This window comes from Streptomyces dioscori (assembly GCF_003024195.1).
Lineage (GTDB): Bacteria > Actinomycetota > Actinomycetes > Streptomycetales > Streptomycetaceae > Streptomyces > Streptomyces dioscori.
The window spans coordinates 222911-243707 of the sequence record NZ_KZ679048.1; the positions used below are offsets into that span (position 1 = coordinate 222911).

Below are 20797 nucleotides of genomic sequence, written 5' to 3' on the forward strand. Positions count from 1 at the left end.
GCGGTGTAATTGCCCCGAAGGAGGGACAAGGGGGCCTCAGGCCGTTGCCGAACGGCGCCGCGAGCGTTCCGGGGCGGGAACCGCGCCGGGAACCGCGCGGGGCGCCGGGGTTCCCGGGCGATCCATCCCCGGCCCTCTCCGCCGCTTCGCCGCGCCTTCCCCGAGCCCTGCCCGGTCGCTCTCCGGCTCCTCTCCGGCTCCTCTCCGACCCCTCCCTGAGCAGGCCTCCCGGGCGTTACCAGAAAGAAATGTGTGCTCACTTTGAACACTCACCGCACCCCCGCCCGTACCTAGGGCCATACGCGGTGCTGAGCAGTGCCGCAACACCTATGCAAACAGCGGGAGTTACCAATGAAGACCTCCTGGCGGAGCGCCTCACTCGTAGCGTCAGCTGCGGCAGTGCTGGTGCTGACGACGGCGTGCGGTCAGGAAAAGGCGGACACTTCGACCGGTAGCCAGAACGTGGGCGCGGCGCCCGCGGCGGGTGGCTACGGTTCGGCGGGAGCGACGACCGAGACGGGCGCCGCCGCCGCGGACGGCCAGGGCGCGGTCGCCCAGAGCGCCGGTCAGCTTGCCGTTTCGGACACCGACAAGCTCGGTGAGGTGGTCACGGACAGCGCGGGCATGACGCTGTACCGCTTCGACAAGGACACGGCGGAGCCCCCGAAGTCGACCTGTGACGGCGACTGCGCCACCGCCTGGCCCCCGGTCCCGTCCTCGGGTGCCGCGGCCCCGGTCGGCATCGACAAGGCCCTGCTGGGCGAGGTCACCCGTACCGACGGTACGAAGCAGCTGACCATCGACGGCTGGCCGCAGTACCGGTTCGCCAAGGACACCAAGGCCGGTGACGTCAAGGGCCAGGGTGTGGGCGGCACTTGGTACGCCTCGGCCCCCACGGGCAAGAAGGCGTCCGCCGGTGGCGGGGGCGGCACGGCGGAAGCCGCCGACCTGCCCGGCCTGTCGACCCGCAACGACCCGGAGCTCGGCGAGGTCGTCGTCGACAAGAACGGCATGACGGTCTACCGGTTCGAGAAGGACGTCCCGTGGCCGATGAAGTCGAACTGCATCGGCGCGTGCCTGGAGAAGTGGCCGGTCGTCGAGCCGGTGGACGCCGCCGACACCAAGGGCATCGACAACAAGAACGACGGCAAGCGCGGCTACGTCGTCAACAACCGCCCGGACGGCCTCAAGCAGCAGAGCATCGACTGCTGGCCGCTCTACACCTTCGCGGGTGACAAGAAGCCCGGCGACACCAACGGGCAGGGCGTCGGCGGTACCTGGTACGCCATCTCCCCCGAGGGCAAGCCCCTCGGCAAGCCGAAGTAGCCGTATCGGAACAAGTGCGCACAATCACCGCTTCGCCCCTTCCGCACCGCACGGAGGGGGCGAAGCGGCTTTTTCACATCCGGACGCGCCCCGGCAGGGTTCTTTGTGACTCTGCGCAGTTTCCCCCGGATCTCTTTGGAATGCTTCGGGGCGATTTCGCTGGGCCTTCCATTCGGCACGTGCCCGAGGCAGTGGCGTTGAACGGACGGTCAATTTCCGTTTCCACTCGCTCCATTGGCGGGCGATCAGTAGCCTCAGCTCGAACACCGGATCGTCTACGCCTTGGAGACATAGATGGAGCGTCCCGCCTGGGCCCCACGCGGCATCGACATCTCGGTGCCCAGTGTGAGCCGCATCTACGACTACTACCTGGGCGGATCGCACAACTTCGAGGTCGACAGGGAAGCCGCGCGCAGGGCCATGGAGTTCATGCCGGGGCTCCCCAAGGTCATGCAGGCGAACCGGGCGTTCCTGCGGCGCGCGGTGCGCTTCGCGGCCGCCGAGGGCATCGACCAGTTCCTCGACATCGGCTCGGGCATCCCCACCTTCGGCAACGTCCACGAAGTGGCCCAGAGCGCCCGTCCCGGCGCCCGTGTCGTCTACGTGGACCACGACCCGGTGGCCGTCGCCCACAGCGAGTCCGTCCTGGCCGGCAACGAGAACGCGGACGTCGTCACCGCCGACCTCCGCAAGCCCCGGGAGATCCTGGCGAGTCCGCGTCTGCAGCGCCTGATAGACCTGAATCGGCCAGTCGCTCTTCTTCTCGTTGCCATACTGCACTTCGTGGAGGACCAGGACGACCCGTACGATGCCGTGGCCGAGCTGAGGGACGCCCTCGCGCCCGGCAGTCTGCTCGTCCTCACGCACGCCTCGTACGAGGGGATCCCGCTCCCCCCGGAGCGGGCCGGGGGCGCCGTGGACGTCTACAAAGACATCCGAAACCCGCTGATCATGCGCTCGCGCGAGGACATCGCGCGGTTCTTCGAGGGGTACGACATGGTGGAACCCGGACTGGTGCCGATGCCGAACTGGCGGCCCGACCCGGCGTCCGAGGACGAGGATCCTTATTCCTACTCGGGTTTCGCGGGCGTGGGGCGCACGGCGTGACCGCGGAGCCGGACGGGCCGGAGGACAGACTGCGCAGGTTCGCGACGATCTGGAGCCGGGCCGTCTTTCCGGTGACCGCCACGTCGCTGACCCGCCCGGAGTTCGAGCAGCGCCTCGTGCCGCTCGCCAGGCGGCTCAGCGAGGCGCTGCGGGCCAGGACGTTCGAGGCGGCCGAGGGGCAGGCCGTCGGGGCCGCGCTCATCGGGGCGCACTGCACGGAGCCCGAAGCACTCAGCGCCACACTCGACTGCGTCGACGCCTACCTGGTGCTCTACTGCGGCGGCGACGGCGCGCAGGACGCCCTGCGCGCCCGCTCCGCGCGGCTGCAGCACGCCATGGCCGCCGGGTTCGCGCGGGCCCTGCGGGAGCGGACGCTGGCCGAGCAGGAGACCATCGCGCGCGCAGCCCTCCAGGCCCAGGGCATCGTCGCGGACGCGCTCCACGCGACCGAGGCACGCTTCCGCGCGGTCTTCGAGGGCGCGGCCATAGGCATCGGCGTCGCGGACCTCGACGGCAACATCCTCCAGGTGAACAACGCCCTGCTGCGGATGTTCGGCGGCACCGAACAGCTGATGCGCGGGCGGAACGTCACCGAGTGGACCCACCCCGAGGACGGCGCGCAGGTCTGGCGGCTCTACGAGGAGCTGGTGCGCGGCGACCGCGAGCACTACCACGTCGAGAAGGCCTTCTACCGGCCCGACGGAACGGTTCTGTGGACCAACCTCACCGTCTCGCTGCTCCGTGACGCGGACGGCCGGCCGCAGTACCAGCTCGCCCTCATGGAGGACACCACCGAGCGCAGGCTGCTCAACCTCCGGCTCCGGTACGAGGCCACGCACGACGCGCTCACCGGGCTGCCCAACCGCACGCTGTTCTTCGAGCGGCTCGACAAGGCGCTCGCGGCGGGCGACGGCCAGCGCTTCGGACTCTGCTACCTCGACCTCGACGGCTTCAAGACCATCAACGACAGCCTCGGGCACGCGGCGGGCGACCGGCTGCTCGTCGAGGTCGCCGACCGGCTGCAGTCCTGCGCGACCGCGCCCGGCGAGATGGTGGCCCGGCTCGGCGGCGACGAGTTCGTGGCCCTGACCACCGGGCCCGACACCGAGAGCGAGGTCGACGCGCTCGCCGACCGCATCATGAACGCCCTGGTCACGCCGGTGCGCATCGACGGCCGCGAACTCACCGTCCGCGGCAGCATCGGCATCGTCGAGGGTCCCGCGGGCGAGCGCGGTCCGGCGGAGGTGCTGCGCAGCGCCGACATCACGATGTACCGGGCCAAGTCGGCGGGCGGCAACCGGTACGAGCTGGCCGACGCCGAGGCCGATGCCCGCGCGATCACCCGGCACGGGCTCACCACGGCGTTGCCCGCGGCGCTGGACCGGGGCGAGTTCTTCATCGAGTACCAGCCGCTCGTGCATCTCGGCGACGGCAGTGTGCACGGGGCCGAGGCCCTGGTGCGGTGGCTGCATCCGCAGCACGGCGTGCTCGGCCCGGACCGGTTCATTCCGCTCGCCGAGCACACGGGTCTCATCGTGCCGCTGGGCCGCTGGGTCCTGGAGCAGTCGGTCCGGCAGGCGCGCGAGTGGCAGGAACGTCACTCCGACGCGGGCCCGCTGCGGATCAACGTAAATCTCTCCCCCTGCCAGCTGACCCACCCCGGGCTCGTCTCCGACACGGTGGACATCCTGGAGCGGATCGGTCTCGAACCCAACTCGCTCTGCCTGGAGGTCACCGAGTCGGCGCTGATCGGCGCGGACGACGATCTGTTGAAGCCGTTGCGTCGACTCGCCGAGATGGGGGTGGACATCGCGCTGGACGACTTCGGTACGGGGTACTCGAACCTGGCCAATCTGCGGCGGCTGCCGGTGAGCATCCTGAAGCTCGACCGGTCCTTCACGCAGGGCATGCAGCAGTTTCCCGCCGATCCCGTGGACCTGAAGATCGTCGAGGGGATCGTCTCGCTGGCCCACAGCCTGGACCTCGCGGTCACGGTGGAGGGGGTGGAGACGGGGGCGCAGGCTGAGCAGCTCCGTCTCCTGGGCTGCGACACGGCGCAGGGCTGGTACTACGCCCGCCCCGGCCCGCCGGACCGCCTGCACGACCTGGCACTGGTGGACGCGACGGGCTGAACTTGTCGCGCAGTTCCCCGCGCCCCTGAGGGGGGAGGGGGTGACGCGTTGTTTGGACGTGCGGGCGCATCGTGGCTGGCCGCGCAGTTCCCCGCGCCCCTAGGGGGAGGGGGTGGGGGCTGTTTGGACGTGCGGGTGCGTTGTGGTCGGCCGCGCCGTTCCCCGCGCCCCTTCGGGGCGCTGGGGCCCCTTTAGGGGCGCGGGGAACTGCGCGAGCAACCACGACGCACCCGCACGTCAGAGACGCACCGCAGCCCCGGAAGGGGCGCGGGGAACTGCGCGCTCAGCCACGACGCATCCGCACGTCAGACGCGCACCCCAGCCCCCCAGGGGCGCGGGGAACGGCGCAACAAGTGCGGGTCAGCTAAGCACCGCTCAACGCTCCAGCAGCATGCGCTGCAGCTCGCGCGCCGCCCGTGACGGTGCCACATCACTGCGGTGGGCCAGCGCGATGGCCCGGCTCAACCCGGGACGGGCCAGCGGCGTCACCCGCAACCCCGCCCCCGCCCGCACCGCCACCATCCGCGGCACCACAGCCACCCCCAACCCCGCCCGCACAAACCCCAGCACCGCATCCATCTCCCCGCCCTCCACCGCGAAATCCGGCTCGAACCCCGCGGAGCGGCACGCGGCGACGGTCAGTTCCCGCAGGTCGTACCCGTGCCGGAACATCACCAGCCGTTCCCCCTCCAGGTCGGGGACCCCGACGGTCCGCCGCCCACCTCCCGGTGCCGGCGCCTCCGGTGAGGACACCACCACCAGGTCCTCCCGCAGCACCTCCACCGTCGTCAGCGCGGGCGACGGCGTCGGCAGAGGGAGTACGACCAACGCGAGATCCAGCGCCCCCCGCGCCAGCTCCCGTACCAGGTCGTGCGAGCCGCCCTCCTCGATCAGCAGCCTGATTCCGGGGTAGCGGTCGTGGAAGGCGCGCAGCACATCCGGCAGCAGCCCCGTGCACAGGCTCGGCGTCGCCCCCAGCCGCACCCGTCCGCTGCGCAGCTGAGCCAGCTCCTGCACCTCCTGCCGGGCCGTCTCCGCGTCCGCCAGGATGCGCCGCGCGAGCGGCAGCAGCGCCTCCCCGGCATCCGTGAGCGTGATGTTCCCCCGCGCCCGGAGGAAGAGGTCGGCCCCCAACTCCCGTTCCAGCGCCTTGATCTGCTGGGAGAGCGACGGCTGCGCCACATGGACCACGTCGGCGGCCCGGGTGAAATGCCGGGTCTCGGCGACCGCCACGAAGTATTGGAGCTGCTGGAACTGCATGACCCCATCGTACGTCCATGATAGGTATCGCCTATGGAAACGAGCCGGACCATGTCTTGGACCGATCAACCCTGTCGGCCGTAGCGTCGATCACATGGCTCTGGCAACGCGGACGGAACGAAAACCGTCCATGACGCGCACCATGTGGGACTCGCCCCTCGGCAAGAAGACCGTGATGGCCGTCAGCGGCCTGATCATGCTGGGGTACCTGGCCGTCCACATGCTGGGCAACCTGAAGATCTTCTTCGGTGAGGGCGAGTTCGACCACTACGCCCACTGGCTACGCACCCTCGGCGAGCCCTTCCTGCACTACGAGTGGGCCCTGTGGATCGTCCGCGTGGTCCTGGTCGTCGCCGTCGTCGCGCACGCCGTCTCCGCGTACCAGCTCAGCCGCCGTGACATCAGGGCGCGACCCACCAAGTACGTGCACAAGAAGCCGCGCGCCAGCTACGCCACGCGGACCATGCGCTGGGGCGGGATCATCCTCGGCCTGTTCATCGTCTGGCACATCCTGGACCTCACCACCGGCACCGTCCACGCGAACGGCTTCCAGCACGGACACCCGTACCAGAACGTGATCGACACCTTCTCCACCTGGTACGGCAACGTCATCTACATCGTCGCGATGCTCGCGCTCGGCCTGCACGTCCAGCACGGCTTCTGGAGCGCCGCACAGACCCTCGGCGTGGGCAGCCGCACCCGCGACCGGGCCTTCAAGACCGTCGCCAACGTGCTCGCCGTGGTGCTCACGGCGGGCTTCGTCGCCGTACCCGTGGGCGTGATGACCGGAGTGGTGAGCTGACATGACTGCTGAATTCGCCGGAACCACCGGAACCAACGCATTCACCGGAACCAACGCATTCCTCGGAACCAACGCATTCGCCGAACACGGCACCTTCGCCGAGTACGTGACCGGGGAGCCCGTCGTCGACGCCAAGGCCCCAAAAGGGCCGGTGAACGAGCGCTGGGACACCCGCCGCTTCGAGGCCAAACTGGTGAACCCCGCCAACCGCCGCAAGCACACCGTGATCGTCGTCGGTACGGGGCTCGCGGGCGGCGCGGCCGGCGCCACGCTCGCCGAACAGGGCTACCACGTCGTGCAGTTCTGCTACCAGGACTCCCCGCGCCGGGCCCACTCCATCGCCGCACAGGGCGGGATCAACGCCGCCAAGAACTACCGCAACGACGGCGACTCGGTGCACCGGCTGTTCTACGACACCGTCAAGGGCGGCGACTTCCGCGCCCGGGAGTCGAACGTGCACCGCCTCGCACAGATCTCCGTGGAGATCATCGACCAGTGCGTCGCGCAGGGCGTGCCGTTCGCGCGGGAGTACGGCGGTCTGCTGGACACCCGGTCGTTCGGCGGGGTGCAGGTGTCCCGGACGTTCTACGCCCGCGGGCAGACCGGGCAGCAGCTCCTGCTCGGCGCCTACCAGGCACTCAGCAGGCAGATCGCGGCCGGCACGGTGGAGATGCATCCCCGGACCGAGATGCTCGACCTCATCGTGGTCGACGGGCGGGCGCGGGGGATCGTCGCCCGCGACCTGATCACCGGGAAGATCGACACCTACTTCGCGGACGCCGTGGTCCTGGCGAGCGGCGGGTACGGGAACGTCTTCTACCTGTCGACCAACGCCATGAACTCCAACGCCACCGCGATCTGGCGGGCGCACCGGCGGGGCGCGTACTTCGCCAACCCGTGTTTCACGCAGATCCATCCCACCTGCATCCCGCGCACCGGTGAACACCAGTCGAAGCTGACGCTGATGAGCGAGTCGCTGCGCAACGACGGGCGGATCTGGGTGCCCAAGGCCAAGGGCGACGACCGTCCGGCCGACCGGATCCCGGAGGACGAGCGGGACTACTACCTGGAGCGCATCTACCCGGCGTTCGGCAACCTCGTACCGCGGGACATCGCCTCGCGGGCCGCGAAGAACGTGTGCGACGAGGGGCGCGGGGTCGGGCCCGGCGGGCAGGGCGTCTACCTCGACTTCGCCGACGCCATCGCGCGGATGGGCCGCGAGGCCGTGGAGGCCAAGTACGGCAACCTCTTCGACATGTACGCGCGGATCACCGCCGAGGACCCGTACAGCGTGCCGATGCGGATCTATCCGGCCGTGCACTACACGATGGGCGGCCTGTGGGTGGACTACGACCTGCAGACCACCGTGCCGGGGCTGTTCGCCATCGGCGAGGCCAACTTCTCCGACCACGGGGCGAACCGGCTGGGCGCGTCCGCGCTCATGCAGGGCCTCGCCGACGGCTACTTCGTCCTGCCGTCGACCATCAACGACTACCTCGCCCGCAACCCCCACTACGAGACGGTCGACGACGAACACCCCGTCGTGCAGGAGGTGCTGGCCGACACCGAGGACCGGCTGCGGCTGCTGCTCGCCGTCGACGGCGACCGCACCCCCGACTCCTTCCACCGCGAACTCGGCGAGCTGATGTGGGAGTTCTGCGGCATGGCCCGTACGGAATCGGGGCTGCGCAAGGCGTTGGAGCGCATCCCGCAGATCCGGGAGGAGTTCTGGCGGCGGATCAAGGTGCCCGGCACCGGCGAGGAGTTCAACCAGTCGCTGGAGAAGGCCAACCGGATCGTCGACTACCTGGAGCTCGCCGAGCTGATGTGCCTGGACGCGCTGCACCGCGAGGAGTCCTGCGGCGGGCACTTCCGCGAGGAGTCCCAGACCCCCGACGGCGAGGCGGCCCGCCGTGACGAGGAGTTCTCCTACGCCGCCGCCTGGGAGTTCACCGACACCGGTGACGCACCCGTCCTGCACAAGGAAGAACTCGTCTTCGAGTACGTCCACCCCACCCAGCGGAGCTACGCATGAAGCTCACCCTGCGCGTCTGGCGGCAGCAGAACGCCGACGCCGACGGAGCGATGTCCACCTACGAAGTGGACGGCATCTCGGCCGACATGTCCTTCCTGGAGATGCTCGACACCCTCAACGAGGAACTCATCCTCGCCGGTGACGATCCCGTCGCCTTCGACCACGACTGCCGCGAGGGCATCTGCGGCGCGTGCTCGCTCGTCATCAACGGTGGTGCGCACGGGCCCGAGCGCACCACCACCTGCCAGCTGCACATGCGGTCCTTCCACGACGGGGACACGATCGACATCGAGCCGTGGCGGGCCTCCGCGTTCCCCGTCGTCAAGGACCTCGTGGTCGACCGGTCCGCGTTCGACCGGATCATCCAGGCCGGCGGGTACGTCAGCGTGCCGACCGGGGCGGCGCCGGAGGCGCATGCCACGCCGGTGCCGAAGGCTGACGCGGACTTCGCGTTCGAGCACGCGGAGTGCATCGGGTGCGGGGCGTGTGTGGCCGCCTGTCCCAATGGGGCCGCGATGCTGTTCACCTCGGCGAAGGTGAATCATCTGAATGTGCTGCCTCAGGGGGCTCCTGAGCGGGAGACGCGGGTGCTGGACATGGTCGCGCAGATGGATGAGGAGGGGTTCGGGGGGTGCACGCTGGTGGGGGAGTGTGCGACTGCCTGTCCCAAGGGGATTCCCTTGTTCTCCATCACCGGGATGAACAAGGAATGGCTTCGGGCCGGTCGGAAGGCTGCCAAGCGGTAGGGCTGGCCGCCCTTTTGCGAACTGGCTTCGGTTGTGGGGCGGGTGCGGGTGCGGGTGCGTGGGGGCTGGTCGCGCAGTTCCCCGCGCCCCTGAAGGGCGAAAGACTGCGCCGTTCCTCGCGCCCCCAAAGACCCCGCGTCCCTGAGGGGTGAAAGATTGCGCCGTTCCCCGCGCCCCCAAAAAAACCCGCGCCCCCGGCGCGGGGCGTCACCCCTGGGATTCAGCAAGCTCACACCCGCGCTCTCTCCGTGGGTTACTCGGCGGTCAGCCGGGGTCGGAAGAACAGGAGCGCACGGACCGGTACACCACGGTCCGCCGCGCCGCTCCGCCGCATCCGGCCTGTGACCAGGAGAGAGCCATGACCGGCGTTTCCACGCTCGACAGCCCCCCACTGTCGACGGCACCCACCCGCTACACCGTCACCCTCGCCCGCGACGAGTCCGACGTCCGGGACGCACAGCGACTGCGCCACGACGTCTTCGCCGGGGAGATGGGCGCCCTGCTGGCCACTTCGCAGCCGGGCCTGGACGTCGACGCCTTCGACGCGTACTGCGACCACCTGCTCGTGCGCGACACCACGACCGGCCAGGTCGTCGGCACCTACCGGCTGCTGCCGCCCGAGCGCGCCGCGGTAGCCGGACAGCTCTACTCGGAGAGCGAGTTCGACCTCGGACCCCTCGCCGCGATCCGCCCCGGCCTCGTCGAGGTCGGCCGCTCCTGCGTCCACCCCGACCACCGCGACGGCGCCGTCATCGGCCTGATCTGGGCCGGTATCGCCCGCTACATGATCGACGGCGGACACGAGTGGCTGGCGGGCTGCTGCTCCATCCCGCTCGCCGACGGCGGCACCCTCGCCGCGGGCACCTGGGACCGGGTGCGGGACAAGCACCTCGCCCCCGAGGAGTACCGCGTACGGCCGCTGCTGCCCTGGAACCCCGAGGGCGTCACCCGGGCCGGCCGCGCCGAACTTCCCCCGCTCCTGCGCGGCTATCTGCGGCTCGGTGCCTGGGTCTGTGCCGAACCGGCCCACGACCCGGACTTCGGCGTCGCCGACCTGTACGTGCTGCTGTCGATGCGCCGGGTCAACCCGCGCTATCTGCGGCACTTCCTCTCCCTCGTGCCCGCGTGATGAGCGCGTCCCGCATGGGGGTGCTCCTGCGTCCCCGCCGGGGCCCGGCGACCTGCGCCGGACCGGACGGGCCGCCTTTCCCGGGCCCGCCGCGCCCGGGTACCGGAAAGGTGCCCGGCCCGCGCCGCGGCGGCTCAGGCCCACCGGTCGCCACCCGTCCCGCCGGGACACGCCCGTCCGGGGCGCGTCCGGTCACCCCCGCGGCGGCGAGTGCCTGGCTGCCCGGCGCCCCCTGCACCCCGGGGGCCTGCGTGGAGTCCGTACGGGCGGTCGCCGCCGTGCCGCGTGCCGTGCTGCGGCTGGTCTCGCTGCTCGTCGTGGTCGCCACCGGGATCGCGCTGATCCCGGCCGTCGCGCGGATTCCCGCGGGCCTGCGCGACCGGCTCATCAGACTGTGGTGCCGGACGATCGTGCGCGCCGCGGGCGTGGAACTGCGGACCACCGGCGCGGCCCCGCCCACCGGCGGTCTGCTGCTGGTGGCCAACCACATCTCCTGGCTGGACATCCCGCTGCTCGCGGCCGTCCGGCCCGCCCGGATGCTCGCCAAGGCGGAGATCCGGCAGTGGCCCGTGGCCGGGGCGCTCACCGCGAGCAGCGGCGCGCTGTTCATCGAGCGCGACCGGCTGCGCGCGCTGCCCGAGACGGTCGGGCGGATCGCGGAGTCCCTGCGTGACGGCGGGGCGGTCGTGGTCTTTCCCGAGGGGAGCACCTGGTGCGGCCGGGCCCAGGGCCGGTTCCGCCGGGCCGCGTTCCAGGCCGCCCTCGACGCGGACGCGGCCGTCCAGCCGGTGCGCCTGCAGTACCGGCACGACGGGGGCGCGATGAGCACCGCACCCGCGTTCGTGGGCAGCGACTCCCTGCTCACCTCCGTGTGGCGGGTCGTGTCGGCCCGCGACCTCGTCGCCGAGGTGCGGGTCGGGCCGGTGCTCCCGCCGGGCTCCGCCCCCGACCGGCGGACCCTCGCGCGGGCTGCCGAAACGGTCGCCGTGCACCCCGCCTGTGACGTCCACCCCGTCTGTGACGTCCACCCCGGCTGTGACGTACATCCGGTCTCCCGCGCTCGCGTGCACACGGAAGCGCCCGCACACCTCTGACGGTCCGTCACCTGACCGGGGTACCGTCCCCGCATGTATCCCGGAGCGTACGACCCCGCCAGGACGGCCGTCGTCACCGCAGACGGCGGCCGTGCCCTCACCTACGGCCAGTTGGAGGACCGCTCCCTGCGGCTCGCCGACCATCTGCGGTCCGCCGGACTGCGCGTGGGCGACCATCTGGCGCTCCTCGCCGACAACGACCCGCGCGTCCTGGAGGTCTACTGGGCGGCACTGCGCTCCGGCTTCTACCTGACCGTGGTCAACCACCACCTGACCGCCGACGAGGCCGCCTACATCGTCCGCGACTGCGGGGCGAGAGCCCTCATCGTCTCGGCGCCCCTCGCCGAACTCGGCCGCGCCGTGGGCCGGTCGGCCCCGGCGGCCGAACTGCGCCTCAACTTCGACGACGGCTCGTACGAGCGCGCCCTCGCCGGTGCCTCACCCGAACCCCCGGCCCACCAGCCCCGCGGCGTCGACATGCTCTATTCCTCCGGCACCACGGGCCTGCCCAAAGGCATCGCGCCGACGCTCCCCGAGGGGGACGTCCGCGAGGAGATGAGCATGTACCAACTGCTCTTCCAGCCCATGTACGGCTTCGGTGAGGACACCGTCTACCTCTGCCCGGCCCCGCTGTACCACGCGGCGCCCCTGCGCTTCAGTTTCGTGGTGACCGCGACCGGCGGCACGGTCGTCCTCATGAACTCCCTCAACTCCTTCGACCCGCGCGGCGCGCTGGCGGCGATCGAACAGCACCGGGTCACGCACAGCCAGTGGGTGCCCACCATGTTCGTACGGATGCTGAAGCTGCCGGACGAGGTGCGCGACGCGTACGACGTGTCGTCGATGAGGGTCGCCGTGCACGCCGCCGCACCCTGCCCCGTCGAGGTCAAACGCCGGATGATGGACTGGTGGGGACCCGTCCTGTACGAGTACTACTCGGCGACCGAGGCCAACGGGATCACCTTCGTCGGCCCCGAGGAGTGGCTGCGCAAGCCAGGGACGGTGGGGCGCGGCGGATTCCTCGGCGAGCTGCGGATCTGCGACGACGACGGCAAGGTACTGCCCGTCGGCGAGACCGGGACCGTGTACTTCGAGCGCGACGAACTCCCGTTCCGCTACCACAACGACGAGGCCCGCACCCGGCAGGCCCAGCACCCCGAACACCCCACCTGGACGACCACCGGGGACATCGGGCACGTCGACGAGGACGGTTATCTCTTCCTCACCGACCGCCGGGCGTTCACCATCATCTCCGGCGGCGTGAACATCTACCCGCAGGAGATCGAGGACTGTCTCACCCTGCACCCCCAGGTCGCCGACGTGGCGGTCGTCGGCGTACCGGACCCGGAGATGGGCGAGGCGGTCAAGGCTGTCGTCCAGCCGGCCCCCGACGCGACCCCAGGCCCGCGACTCGCCCGCGAACTCCTCGACTTCGTCCGCGACCGCATCGCCCACTACAAGGCGCCCCGCAGCGTGGACTTCACGGACGCGCTGCCGCGTACACCCACGGGCAAGCTGGCCAAGTCCAAGCTGCGGCAGGCCTATTGGGACTGAGAGCTGTCCGGCTCCAGCGGGCCGCTCCGGGACAGCGCACGCGCGAGGTACGGGGCCGTCGCGCTCCCCGCCGCCCGTGCGACCTCCGCCGGAGGTCCCGCCGCCACGATGCGTCCGCCCGCGTCGCCGCCGCCCGGCCCCAGGTCGATCACCCAGTCGGCCCCCGCCACCACCGCCATGTCGTGCTCCACGACCACGACGCTGTGACCGCCGTCGACCAGACCGTGCAACTGCCGCATCAGCACCTCGACATCGGCCGGATGCAGACCGGTCGTCGGCTCGTCGAGGAGATAGAGGGTGTGGCCCCGGCGTACGCGCTGGAGTTCGCTCGCCAGCTTGATGCGCTGCGCCTCGCCGCCGGACAGCTCGGTCGCGGGCTGGCCGAGCCGCAGATAGTCGAGGCCGACGTCGAGGAGCGTGGCGAGGCTGCGGGCCACGGCCGGGGTGTCCGCGAAGAAGTCCGCGGCGGCCTCGACCGTCAGGTCCAGCACCTGCGCGATGTTCTTCGCCCGGTACGTCACTTCGAGGGTCTCAGGGTTGTAGCGCGCCCCGCCGCAGGCCGGGCACGGGGCGTAGGTGCTCGGCAGGAAGAGCAGCTCGACGCTGACGAACCCCTCGCCCTGGCAGGTCTCGCAGCGCCCGCCCGGAACGTTGAACGAGAACCGGCCGACCCCGTACCCGCGACCGGCCGCCTCCGCCGTCCCGGCGAAGACCTTGCGCACGACGTCGAAGAGGCCCGTGTACGTGGCCAGATTCGAGCGGGGCGTACGGCCGATGGGCTTCTGGTCGACGCTCACCAGCCGCCCGACGCCCGGCAGTTGCTCCGTGATCTCCCCGATGAGCGTGGACTTACCCGAACCGGAGACCCCGGTGACCGCGGTGAGGACACCGGTCGGGAACTCGGCGGTCACACCGCGCAGATTGTGGCGAGTGATCGGCCCGACCTTCAACCAGCCCCGCGCCGGACGGACTTCACGCACCGGAGCGGTGGAGCGGTCGAAGAGGAACCGGCCCGTCGCGGACCCGGCGACGTGCTCCAGTTCCGCCACCGGACCGCTGTGCAGCACCCGCCCGCCGTGCTCGCCCGCCTTCGGGCCCACCTCCACCAGCCAGTCGGCGCCGCGCACGACGTCGAGGCTGTGCTCCACGACGAACACCGAGTTGCCGGCCGACTTCAGCCGCTCCAGGACCGTGAGCAGGGCCTTGGTGTCCGCCGGGTGCAGTCCGGCGGAGGGTTCGTCCAGGACGTACACGACTCCGAAGAGGCCGGAGCGCAACTGCGTTGCCAGGCGCAGCCGTTGCAGCTCGCCCGCCGACAGGGTCGGGGTCGACCGGGCGAGACTGAGATAGCCGAGACCCAGTTCGGTGACGGGGGAGATGCGGGCGAGCAGATCCTCGGTGAGGACCCGGGCCGTCTCCGAACCACCGTGATTCGCCAGGGAGTCGGCCAGTTCGACGAGCGGCATCGCGGCCAGTTCCGCGATGGTCCGGCCCGTGAAGGTCACCGCGAGGGCCTCGGGCCGCAGCCGGCCGCCGCCGCACACCGGACAGGGTGTCGCGGCGAGGAACCGCTCCGCCTTCGCCCGCAGGGTCTGACTCCTGGAGTCCGAGAACGTCTTCAGGACATAGCGGCGCGCGCTCATGTACGTGCCCTGGTACGGGCGTTGGATGCGCCCCGCGTCCCGTACCGGATGGACCGTCACGACCGGCTGCTCGTCCGTGAAGAGGATCCACTCGCGCTGCCCGGCGGGCAGCTCGCGCCACGGCCGGTCGACGTCGTACCCCAGCGCGTCGAGGACGTCGCGCAGGTTCTTGCCCTGCCAGGCGCCCGGCCACGCGGCGATCGCGCCCTCCCGGATCGACAGCGCCGGATCGGGGACCAGCAGTTCCTCGGTCGTGCGGTGCACCTGGCCGAGCCCGTGGCACTCGGGGCAGGCCCCGGCGGCCGTGTTCGGCGAGAAGGAGTCCGAGTCGAGCCGTTCGGCGCCCGGCGGGTACCGGCCCGCGCGGGAGAACAGCATCCGCAGGGAGTTCAAGAGGTTGGTGACCGTACCCACCGAGGAGCGTGAGGTGGGCGTCGACCGCCGCTGCTGGAGCGACACCGCGGGCGGCAGCCCGCTGATGTCCCCGACCTTCGGCGCCCCCACCTGATGGATCAGCCGCCGCGCGTACGGGGCCACCGACTCGAAGTACCGCCGCTGGGCCTCCGCGTAGATCGTCCCGAAGGCCAGCGACGACTTCCCGGACCCGGACACCCCCGTGAACACCACCAGCACATCCCGCGGGATGTCGACATCGACCCCCCGCAGATTGTGCTCACGGGCACCCCGCACACGGACGTACGGGTCATGGGGGCTGTGCATGGGGTGACTCCAGAGGTACGGCGAGCGGGGCAGAAGCGATGATGCACCGTGAGGCCCGGTACGCCCCCTAGGGGCGCGGGGAACTGCGCGACCAGCCACGGACTGCCCGCAGACACCCCACAACCCCGGCCGCCCCGATACAACACTCACACGGGCTGCAGCCCCACAACCCGCGCCAACCGCCGGAACGAGTCCACCAGCCCCGCCCGGTCATACGTACTGGTCGTGACCAGCACCTCATCCGCCGAGGTCTCCTTGATCACCGTCGACAGCTCGTGCGCGACCTGATCCTCCGTCCCGGCGATCTGCCCCGAGAGCCCGGCCTCGTAGAAGCCCCGTTCCTTCTCCGTCATCGCCGGCGTCAGCGACTCGACCCGCTCGGCGGACGGCAACGGCGGAAACGTACCGTGCGTGCGTGAGTACGCCATCGACCACGCCTCCGGCAGCAGCAGCCGCCGCGCCTCCTCCGGCGTCCCCGCGACCGCGACCGTGCCCGAGATGACGACGTACGGCTCCGAGGCCCACACGGAGGGCCGGAACGTCTCGCGGTAGTGGTCGATGCCGCGGCGCATCTTCTCGCGGTTCCTGAGGTCGCCGATCACCATGGGCAGCCCGGCGCGGGCGGCGATCGTCGCGCCCTCGCCCATGGCCAGCACGAACGGCGGCACGGTCAGGCCCTCTGCGGGGCGTGCGCGCACCCCGGTGGGGGACGTGCCGCGGAACCAGCCCAGCAGCTCGTCGAGCTGCGCCGCGAAGTCGTCGGCCACGTCCTTGTCCCGGCCCAGTGCCCTGCGTACGCCGTCCGTGAACCCCACGGACCGGCCGAGACCCATGTCGATACGGCCGGGGAAGAGGGATTCCAGGACGCCGAACTGTTCCGCCACCACCAGGGGCTGGTGATTGGGGAGCATCACCCCGCCCGTGCCCACCCGGATCGAGCGGGTCGCGGCGGCGACCGCGGCGGCCAGGACGGTCGGCGCGGAACCGGCGACACCCGGCACTCCGTGATGCTCCGAGACCCAGATCCGGTGGTAGCCGAGCCCTTCCAGCTCCCGCGCCAGCCCGACGGTGTCGCGCAGCGCCTCGGGGGCGCCGTGGCCCTCCCGGGTGCGCGAGCGGTCGAGGACGGAGAAGCGGGTCCGGTGCTCCTGCTGGTGCGACATGGCTTCTCCGTCGGCCTCTCCGCTGGAAGGAATGGGGTGGAAGGACTGTGCTCCCTCGTCTGTCTCAACAGTCGTCGCGCCGATTTCTTCCGGGTGGGTTTCGGCAGGGCGGTGAATGACGGGAAAAAGATGGACACGATGAGGCCCCGCTGAGGGATCGACCCCTTCATTTTTGGGCCGGGATGCACTTAACGTTGCGCCATGGACACTCGATCACCGCGGATCGCCGGTGCGCCCATCTCGTGGGGCGTATGCGAAGTACCCGACTGGGGTTACCAGTTGACGCCCGAGCGTGTGCTGAAGGAGATGCGCGAGGTCGGCCTCGCCGCCACCGAGTTCGGGCCCGAGGGCTTTCTGCCCGGCGAGCCGGCGGCCATGGCGCAGGTCCTCGCCCACCACGACCTGCAGGCGGTCGGCGGCTTCACCCCGCTGCTGCTGCACGTACCCGGGCACGATCCGCTGCCCGAGGTCGACACGCTCCTGGAGAGCTACGCCGCGTCCGGCGCCGACGTCCTCGTCCTGTCGGCCGTCACAGGTCAGGAAGGGTACGACTCCCGGCCCGAGCTGGACGCCGACGGCTGGAAGCTGCTGCTGTCCAACCTGGACCGCCTGACCGCGCTGGCCGCCGAACGGGGCGTACAGGCGGTACTGCACCCGCACGTCGGCACGATGGTCGAGAACGGCGAGGAGGTCCAGCGGGTGCTGGAGCACTCCGCGATCTCGCTCTGCCTCGACACGGGCCACCTGCTCATCGGCGGTACCGACCCCGCGGAGCTGACCCGGCAGGCGCCCGAGCGGATCGCCCACACCCATATGAAGGACGTGGACGCCGCCCTCGCCGCCAAGGTCCAGTCGGGCCGCCTCAGCTACACGGACGCCGTCCGGGACGGCATGTACCGACCGCTCGGCGCCGGTGACGTGGACGTCCGGGCCATCGTGAGCCACCTCGGGGCACGCGGCTACGACGGCTGGTACGTCCTTGAGCAGGACACCATCCTCACCGACGAGCCCGCCGGAAAGGGGCCCGTCGACGACGTGTGGAGCAGCGCGGAGTTCCTGCGCTCGGTACTCCGCGACACACACCGCTGATGCGCTGAACCAGCCAGGGAGTGGAGAGCCCGCTCAGGGCGTGGACGGAAGAGCCGTCCGCGGCCTGGGCGGGAAGCCCGCGGCCCGGTAGCAGTCGTCGATGAGGCGCATCGTGGCGAGCGCGTCCTCGGCGTCCAAGGGCAGCGGCGCGCCCCGGCGCAGATGCGCCGCGAACGCTTCGAGCTGATAGGTGTACGAGGATCGGCGGCCGAGCATCTCGACGCGCTCGCCCGACGCCGTACGCACCCGGACCCGGTCGTCCAGATGCGGCTGGACGAAGTTCACCGCCGTGGCCTCCCCGAGCGAGCCCACGATCCGGCAGCTCATCTCCCACCCGTCGTGCGCCATGTGGCAGCGGGCACTGCCGGTGGCGCCGCCCGGGAACTCCAGCTCCGCGTCCAGCCATTCGTCGACCCCGGGCGCGCCAGCCCTCCCCCGGACTCCGTCCGGGGTCACCCCCAACTCGCTTCGCTCGCCGCCGCTCGCCGCGACGAGCCGAGGGACGCCGCCCGCCCAGGGCGCGAGCACCCGCTGGGCGTGCAGGCTGTAGCAGCCCAGGTCCATCAGCGCGCCGCCCGCGAGCGGGAAGGACCAGCGCGGGTCGGTGTCCGGCGGGGCCGGCATGACCATCGTGGTCTCCACATGCCGCAGTTCGCCCAGCTCCCCGCTCTCCAGCAGCTCGTGCAGACGCCGGGTGACCGGGTGGAACAGATAGTGGAAGCCCTCCATGAAGACCGTGCCTGCCTTCGCGACGGCGTCGCGGACCTCGGCGGCCTCCTCGGTGTTGCTCGCGGAGGGCTTCTCGGTGAGCACGTGCTTGCCCGCGGCGAGCGCGGCGAGGTTCCAGGGCGCGTGCAGGCCGTTGGCGAGGGGGTTGTAGACGACCTCGACAGCCGGGTCGTCGACGACGTCGGCGTACGAGTCCAGGACCCGTTCGACGTCGTGCTCGGCGGCGAAGGCCTCGGCGCGGGACCGGTCGCGGGCGGCCACCGCCACCAGGCGGTGGCCGGTCACCCGGGCAGGTCCCGCGATCGACAGCTCGGCGATACGGGCCGCGCCCAGCACGCCGATCCGCAGGGGTTCCTCCGTCATACCGTCCGCACCTCTTCCAGTCGTACGGGCCGGTGCTCGCGCAGCGACAGCGTGCAGGCCTCGGCGATCCAGCTCGCTTCGAGGGCGTCGGCCACCGTGCAAGGGGACGGCCGGGAGCCCGCCACGACCTCGGTGAACGCGGTGAGTTCGGCGCGGTAGGCGGCGGCGAAGCGGTCCATGAAGAAGTGGTGCGGGGGACCGGCGGGGAAGGTGGCACCCGGCTCGACGGACCGCAGCGGCAGCTTGTCCTCCAGGCCGGCCGCGATGCTGTCCAGCATGCCGTGCACCTCCAGGCGGACATCGTAACCGCGGGCGTTGTGCCGGGAGTTGGAGATGACGCCGATCGTGCCGTCGTCGAAGGTGAGCAGCGCCGAGGCGGTGTCGACGTCGCCCGCCGCCGCGATGAAGTCCGCGCCCCGGTTGCCGCCGGTCGCGTACACCTCGACGACCTCGCGGCCGGTGACCCAGCGCACGATGTCGAAGTCGTGCACGCTGCAGTCGCGGAAGATGCCGCCGGAGACGGCCACGTACGCGGCGGGCGGCGGCGCGGGGTCCAGGGTGGTGGACCGCACGGTGTGCAGCAGGCCGAGTTCACCGCTCACCACGGCCTGGCGGGCGGCGACACAGCCCGCGTCGAAGCGCCGGTTGTAGCCGATGTGCACCTCGACCCCGCCGGCCTCCACCGCGCGCAGCACTTCGAGGCTCTCCTCGACGCCGCGGGCCACGGGCTTCTCGCAGAAGACCGGGATGCCCGCCTTGACGGCGGCGAGGAGGAGTTCGGGGTGGGCGTCGGTCGCGGCGGCGATCACGACTCCGTCGACCCCGGCGGCGAACACCGCGTCGGGGGAGTCCACGGCCGTGGCCCCGAACCGCTCGGCGGCCGACGAGGCCGCCGCGGCGACCGGGTCGGTGACCACGAGCGAGTCGACCGCTTCCAGCCCGGCCAGGGTCTCCGCGTGGAACGCGCCGATCCGGCCCAGCCCCATGATGCCAATACGCATGCGAATCTTGCTCCTTCAACCCAGGGGTTCAACCCGGAGGGTGGTTCAGTCGAGCCCGCCGAAGACGGTCTGGTCCCAGTCGATGACCGAGCCGGTCACCACACCGCTGCGATCGGAGAGCAGCAGGACGACGAAGTCGGCGATCTCGTCGACCTGCCCGAGCCTGCCCATCGGCAGGGCCGCCGCGGCCTTCTCCCGCCAGTCGTCGCCCGCGTCGTGGAAGGCGCGCTGGGTGGCGTCCTCGCCCTCGGTGTCCGTCCAGCCGATGTTCAGGCCGTTGATCCGGACACGGTCCCAGCGGTGCGCGTGTGCCGCGTTGCGGGTGAGCCCCGCGAGACCGGCCTTCGCCGTGGAGTACGGCGCCAGATGGGGCGGCCCGCCGTGCGCGCAGTTCGAGATGATGTTCACGACCGTGCCCGGCGCCTCGCGGTTCGTCATGTCGGCGACCGCGGCCTGCATCGCGAAGAACGGCGCGCGCAGATTGATCGCCATGTGCGCGTCGAACAGTTCCGGCGTGGTGTCCAGGAGCGAACCGCGTGACGTGAGCCCCGCCGCGTTGACCAGGCAGTCGATACGCCCGTACGCCTCCACGGTCCGCACCACGCTGCCGCGCGCCTGCGCCGCGTCCGCCAGGTCCGCCCGGACGAAACGGGCGCCGGTGTCCGCGGCGAGCTTCTCGCCGACCTCCGCCCGGCGTCCGGTGAAGACGACGGTCGCGCCCTCGCGCAGGGCCGCGCGGACGATGCCCGCGCCCACCCCCTGGCTGCCGCCGTTGACGAGGACGACCTTGTCCTCAAGAAGTCCCATGAGTGCGTAGTTCTCCTTCGGCTCAGGCTTCGGCTCCGGCGGCGCTGCTGTCAGTCTTGTGAACGAAAGGCCGTCATACAATCCGCAGAGACCCATC

General features: G+C 71.1%; 16 protein-coding genes. 10 read left to right on the forward strand and 6 right to left on the reverse strand.

The features are described 5' to 3' along the window. The first annotated feature begins 351 nt into the window (after window positions 1-351). From C6Y14_RS26850 to C6Y14_RS26860, 3 genes are all read left to right on the forward strand, one after another. A complete protein-coding gene (locus tag C6Y14_RS26850) occupies window positions 352-1326 on the forward strand; it encodes an SCO0930 family lipoprotein (RefSeq protein ID WP_107019399.1) in 975 nt (324 codons plus the stop codon). A gap of 294 nt (window positions 1327-1620) precedes the next feature. Next, complete coding sequence (locus tag C6Y14_RS26855; RefSeq protein WP_107019400.1) at window positions 1621-2433, forward strand: SAM-dependent methyltransferase; 813 nt, start codon at window positions 1621-1623, stop codon at window positions 2431-2433. After that, complete coding sequence (locus C6Y14_RS26860) at window positions 2430-4565, forward strand: putative bifunctional diguanylate cyclase/phosphodiesterase (RefSeq protein ID WP_107019401.1); 2136 nt, start codon at window positions 2430-2432, stop codon at window positions 4563-4565. Before C6Y14_RS26855 ends, C6Y14_RS26860 begins: the two co-directional genes overlap by 4 nt. Before the next feature lie 375 nt (window positions 4566-4940). Here C6Y14_RS26860 and C6Y14_RS26865 read toward each other — a convergent pair whose 3' ends face one another. Further along, entirely contained in the window at window positions 4941-5825 is an 885-nt protein-coding gene (locus tag C6Y14_RS26865) for a LysR family transcriptional regulator (protein ID WP_107019402.1), read from the reverse strand. 94 nt (window positions 5826-5919) lie between these two features. Between C6Y14_RS26865 and C6Y14_RS26870 the strand changes: the two genes are divergently transcribed. The 6 genes from C6Y14_RS26870 (at window position 5920) to C6Y14_RS26895 (ending at window position 13185) form a co-directional block, all read left to right on the forward strand. Then, window positions 5920-6627, forward strand: a complete 708-nt coding sequence (locus C6Y14_RS26870) for a succinate dehydrogenase (protein ID WP_107019403.1) — start codon at window positions 5920-5922, stop codon at window positions 6625-6627. Window position 6628: 1 nt separating this feature from the next. Next, complete coding sequence (locus C6Y14_RS26875; protein WP_225891297.1) at window positions 6629-8662, forward strand: fumarate reductase/succinate dehydrogenase flavoprotein subunit; 2034 nt, start codon at window positions 6629-6631, stop codon at window positions 8660-8662. Beyond that, a complete protein-coding gene (locus tag C6Y14_RS26880) occupies window positions 8659-9408 on the forward strand; it encodes a succinate dehydrogenase/fumarate reductase iron-sulfur subunit (RefSeq protein WP_107019404.1) in 750 nt (249 codons plus the stop codon). Before C6Y14_RS26875 ends, C6Y14_RS26880 begins: the two co-directional genes overlap by 4 nt. A 358-nt stretch (window positions 9409-9766) precedes the next feature. Continuing rightward, window positions 9767-10537: a GNAT family N-acetyltransferase gene (locus C6Y14_RS26885; protein ID WP_107019405.1), complete on the forward strand. Its 771-nt coding sequence runs from the start codon at window positions 9767-9769 to the stop codon at window positions 10535-10537. 251 nt (window positions 10538-10788) lie between these two features. Then, window positions 10789-11631 (forward strand): lysophospholipid acyltransferase family protein, encoded by an 843-nt coding sequence (locus tag C6Y14_RS26890; protein WP_225891298.1) that lies wholly within the window; start codon window positions 10789-10791, stop codon window positions 11629-11631. A 33-nt stretch (window positions 11632-11664) separates the two neighbouring features. Further along, complete coding sequence (locus C6Y14_RS26895) at window positions 11665-13185, forward strand: acyl-CoA synthetase (protein WP_107019407.1); 1521 nt, start codon at window positions 11665-11667, stop codon at window positions 13183-13185. Here C6Y14_RS26895 and C6Y14_RS26900 read toward each other — a convergent pair. Further along, window positions 13173-15548: an ATP-binding cassette domain-containing protein gene (locus tag C6Y14_RS26900; protein ID WP_107019408.1), complete on the reverse strand. Its 2376-nt coding sequence runs from the start codon at window positions 15546-15548 to the stop codon at window positions 13173-13175. The genes C6Y14_RS26895 and C6Y14_RS26900 overlap by 13 nt on opposite strands. A gap of 146 nt (window positions 15549-15694) precedes the next feature. After that, window positions 15695-16711: an LLM class flavin-dependent oxidoreductase gene (locus tag C6Y14_RS26905; RefSeq protein WP_107019409.1), complete on the reverse strand. Its 1017-nt coding sequence runs from the start codon at window positions 16709-16711 to the stop codon at window positions 15695-15697. Between the two features lie 201 nt (window positions 16712-16912). Here C6Y14_RS26905 and C6Y14_RS26910 point away from each other — a divergent pair, with 201 nt between their 5' ends. Beyond that, window positions 16913-17800, forward strand: a complete 888-nt coding sequence (locus C6Y14_RS26910; RefSeq protein WP_107019410.1) for a sugar phosphate isomerase/epimerase family protein — start codon at window positions 16913-16915, stop codon at window positions 17798-17800. A 33-nt stretch (window positions 17801-17833) separates the two neighbouring features. Here the strand turns inward: C6Y14_RS26910 and C6Y14_RS26915 are convergent, their stop codons facing one another. The 3 genes from C6Y14_RS26915 to C6Y14_RS26925 are packed head-to-tail and all read right to left on the reverse strand — an operon-like array spanning window position 17834 to window position 20700. Next, window positions 17834-18892 carry a Gfo/Idh/MocA family protein gene (locus C6Y14_RS26915; RefSeq protein WP_107019411.1) on the reverse strand — a complete coding sequence of 353 codons (1059 nt, stop codon included), beginning with the start codon at window positions 18890-18892 and terminating at the stop codon, window positions 17834-17836. Next, window positions 18889-19893 (reverse strand): Gfo/Idh/MocA family protein, encoded by a 1005-nt coding sequence (locus C6Y14_RS26920; RefSeq protein WP_107019412.1) that lies wholly within the window; start codon window positions 19891-19893, stop codon window positions 18889-18891. Before C6Y14_RS26920 ends, C6Y14_RS26915 begins: the two co-directional genes overlap by 4 nt. Window positions 19894-19938: 45 nt before the next feature. After that, window positions 19939-20700 carry an SDR family oxidoreductase gene (locus tag C6Y14_RS26925; protein ID WP_107019413.1) on the reverse strand — a complete coding sequence of 254 codons (762 nt, stop codon included), beginning with the start codon at window positions 20698-20700 and terminating at the stop codon, window positions 19939-19941. Window positions 20701-20797: the final 97 nt, after the last annotated feature.

Coding starts and splice junctions, on each gene's coding strand:
- C6Y14_RS26855 (WP_107019400.1), top strand. CDS start 1,621: ATGGAGCGTCCCGCCTGGGCCCCACGCGGCATCGACATCTCGGTGCCC.
- C6Y14_RS26920 (WP_107019412.1), bottom strand. CDS start 19,893: ATGCGTATTGGCATCATGGGGCTGGGCCGGATCGGCGCGTTCCACGCG.
- C6Y14_RS26900 (WP_107019408.1), bottom strand. CDS start 15,548: ATGCACAGCCCCCATGACCCGTACGTCCGTGTGCGGGGTGCCCGTGAG.
- C6Y14_RS26870 (WP_107019403.1), top strand. CDS start 5,920: ATGGCTCTGGCAACGCGGACGGAACGAAAACCGTCCATGACGCGCACC.
- C6Y14_RS26865 (WP_107019402.1), bottom strand. CDS start 5,825: ATGCAGTTCCAGCAGCTCCAATACTTCGTGGCGGTCGCCGAGACCCGG.
- C6Y14_RS26875 (WP_225891297.1), top strand. CDS start 6,629: ATGACTGCTGAATTCGCCGGAACCACCGGAACCAACGCATTCACCGGA.
- C6Y14_RS26915 (WP_107019411.1), bottom strand. CDS start 18,892: ATGACGGAGGAACCCCTGCGGATCGGCGTGCTGGGCGCGGCCCGTATC.
- C6Y14_RS26880 (WP_107019404.1), top strand. CDS start 8,659: ATGAAGCTCACCCTGCGCGTCTGGCGGCAGCAGAACGCCGACGCCGAC.
- C6Y14_RS26850 (WP_107019399.1), top strand. CDS start 352: ATGAAGACCTCCTGGCGGAGCGCCTCACTCGTAGCGTCAGCTGCGGCA.
- C6Y14_RS26925 (WP_107019413.1), bottom strand. CDS start 20,700: ATGGGACTTCTTGAGGACAAGGTCGTCCTCGTCAACGGCGGCAGCCAG.
- C6Y14_RS26885 (WP_107019405.1), top strand. CDS start 9,767: ATGACCGGCGTTTCCACGCTCGACAGCCCCCCACTGTCGACGGCACCC.
- C6Y14_RS26895 (WP_107019407.1), top strand. CDS start 11,665: ATGTATCCCGGAGCGTACGACCCCGCCAGGACGGCCGTCGTCACCGCA.
- C6Y14_RS26905 (WP_107019409.1), bottom strand. CDS start 16,711: ATGTCGCACCAGCAGGAGCACCGGACCCGCTTCTCCGTCCTCGACCGC.
- C6Y14_RS26910 (WP_107019410.1), top strand. CDS start 16,913: ATGGACACTCGATCACCGCGGATCGCCGGTGCGCCCATCTCGTGGGGC.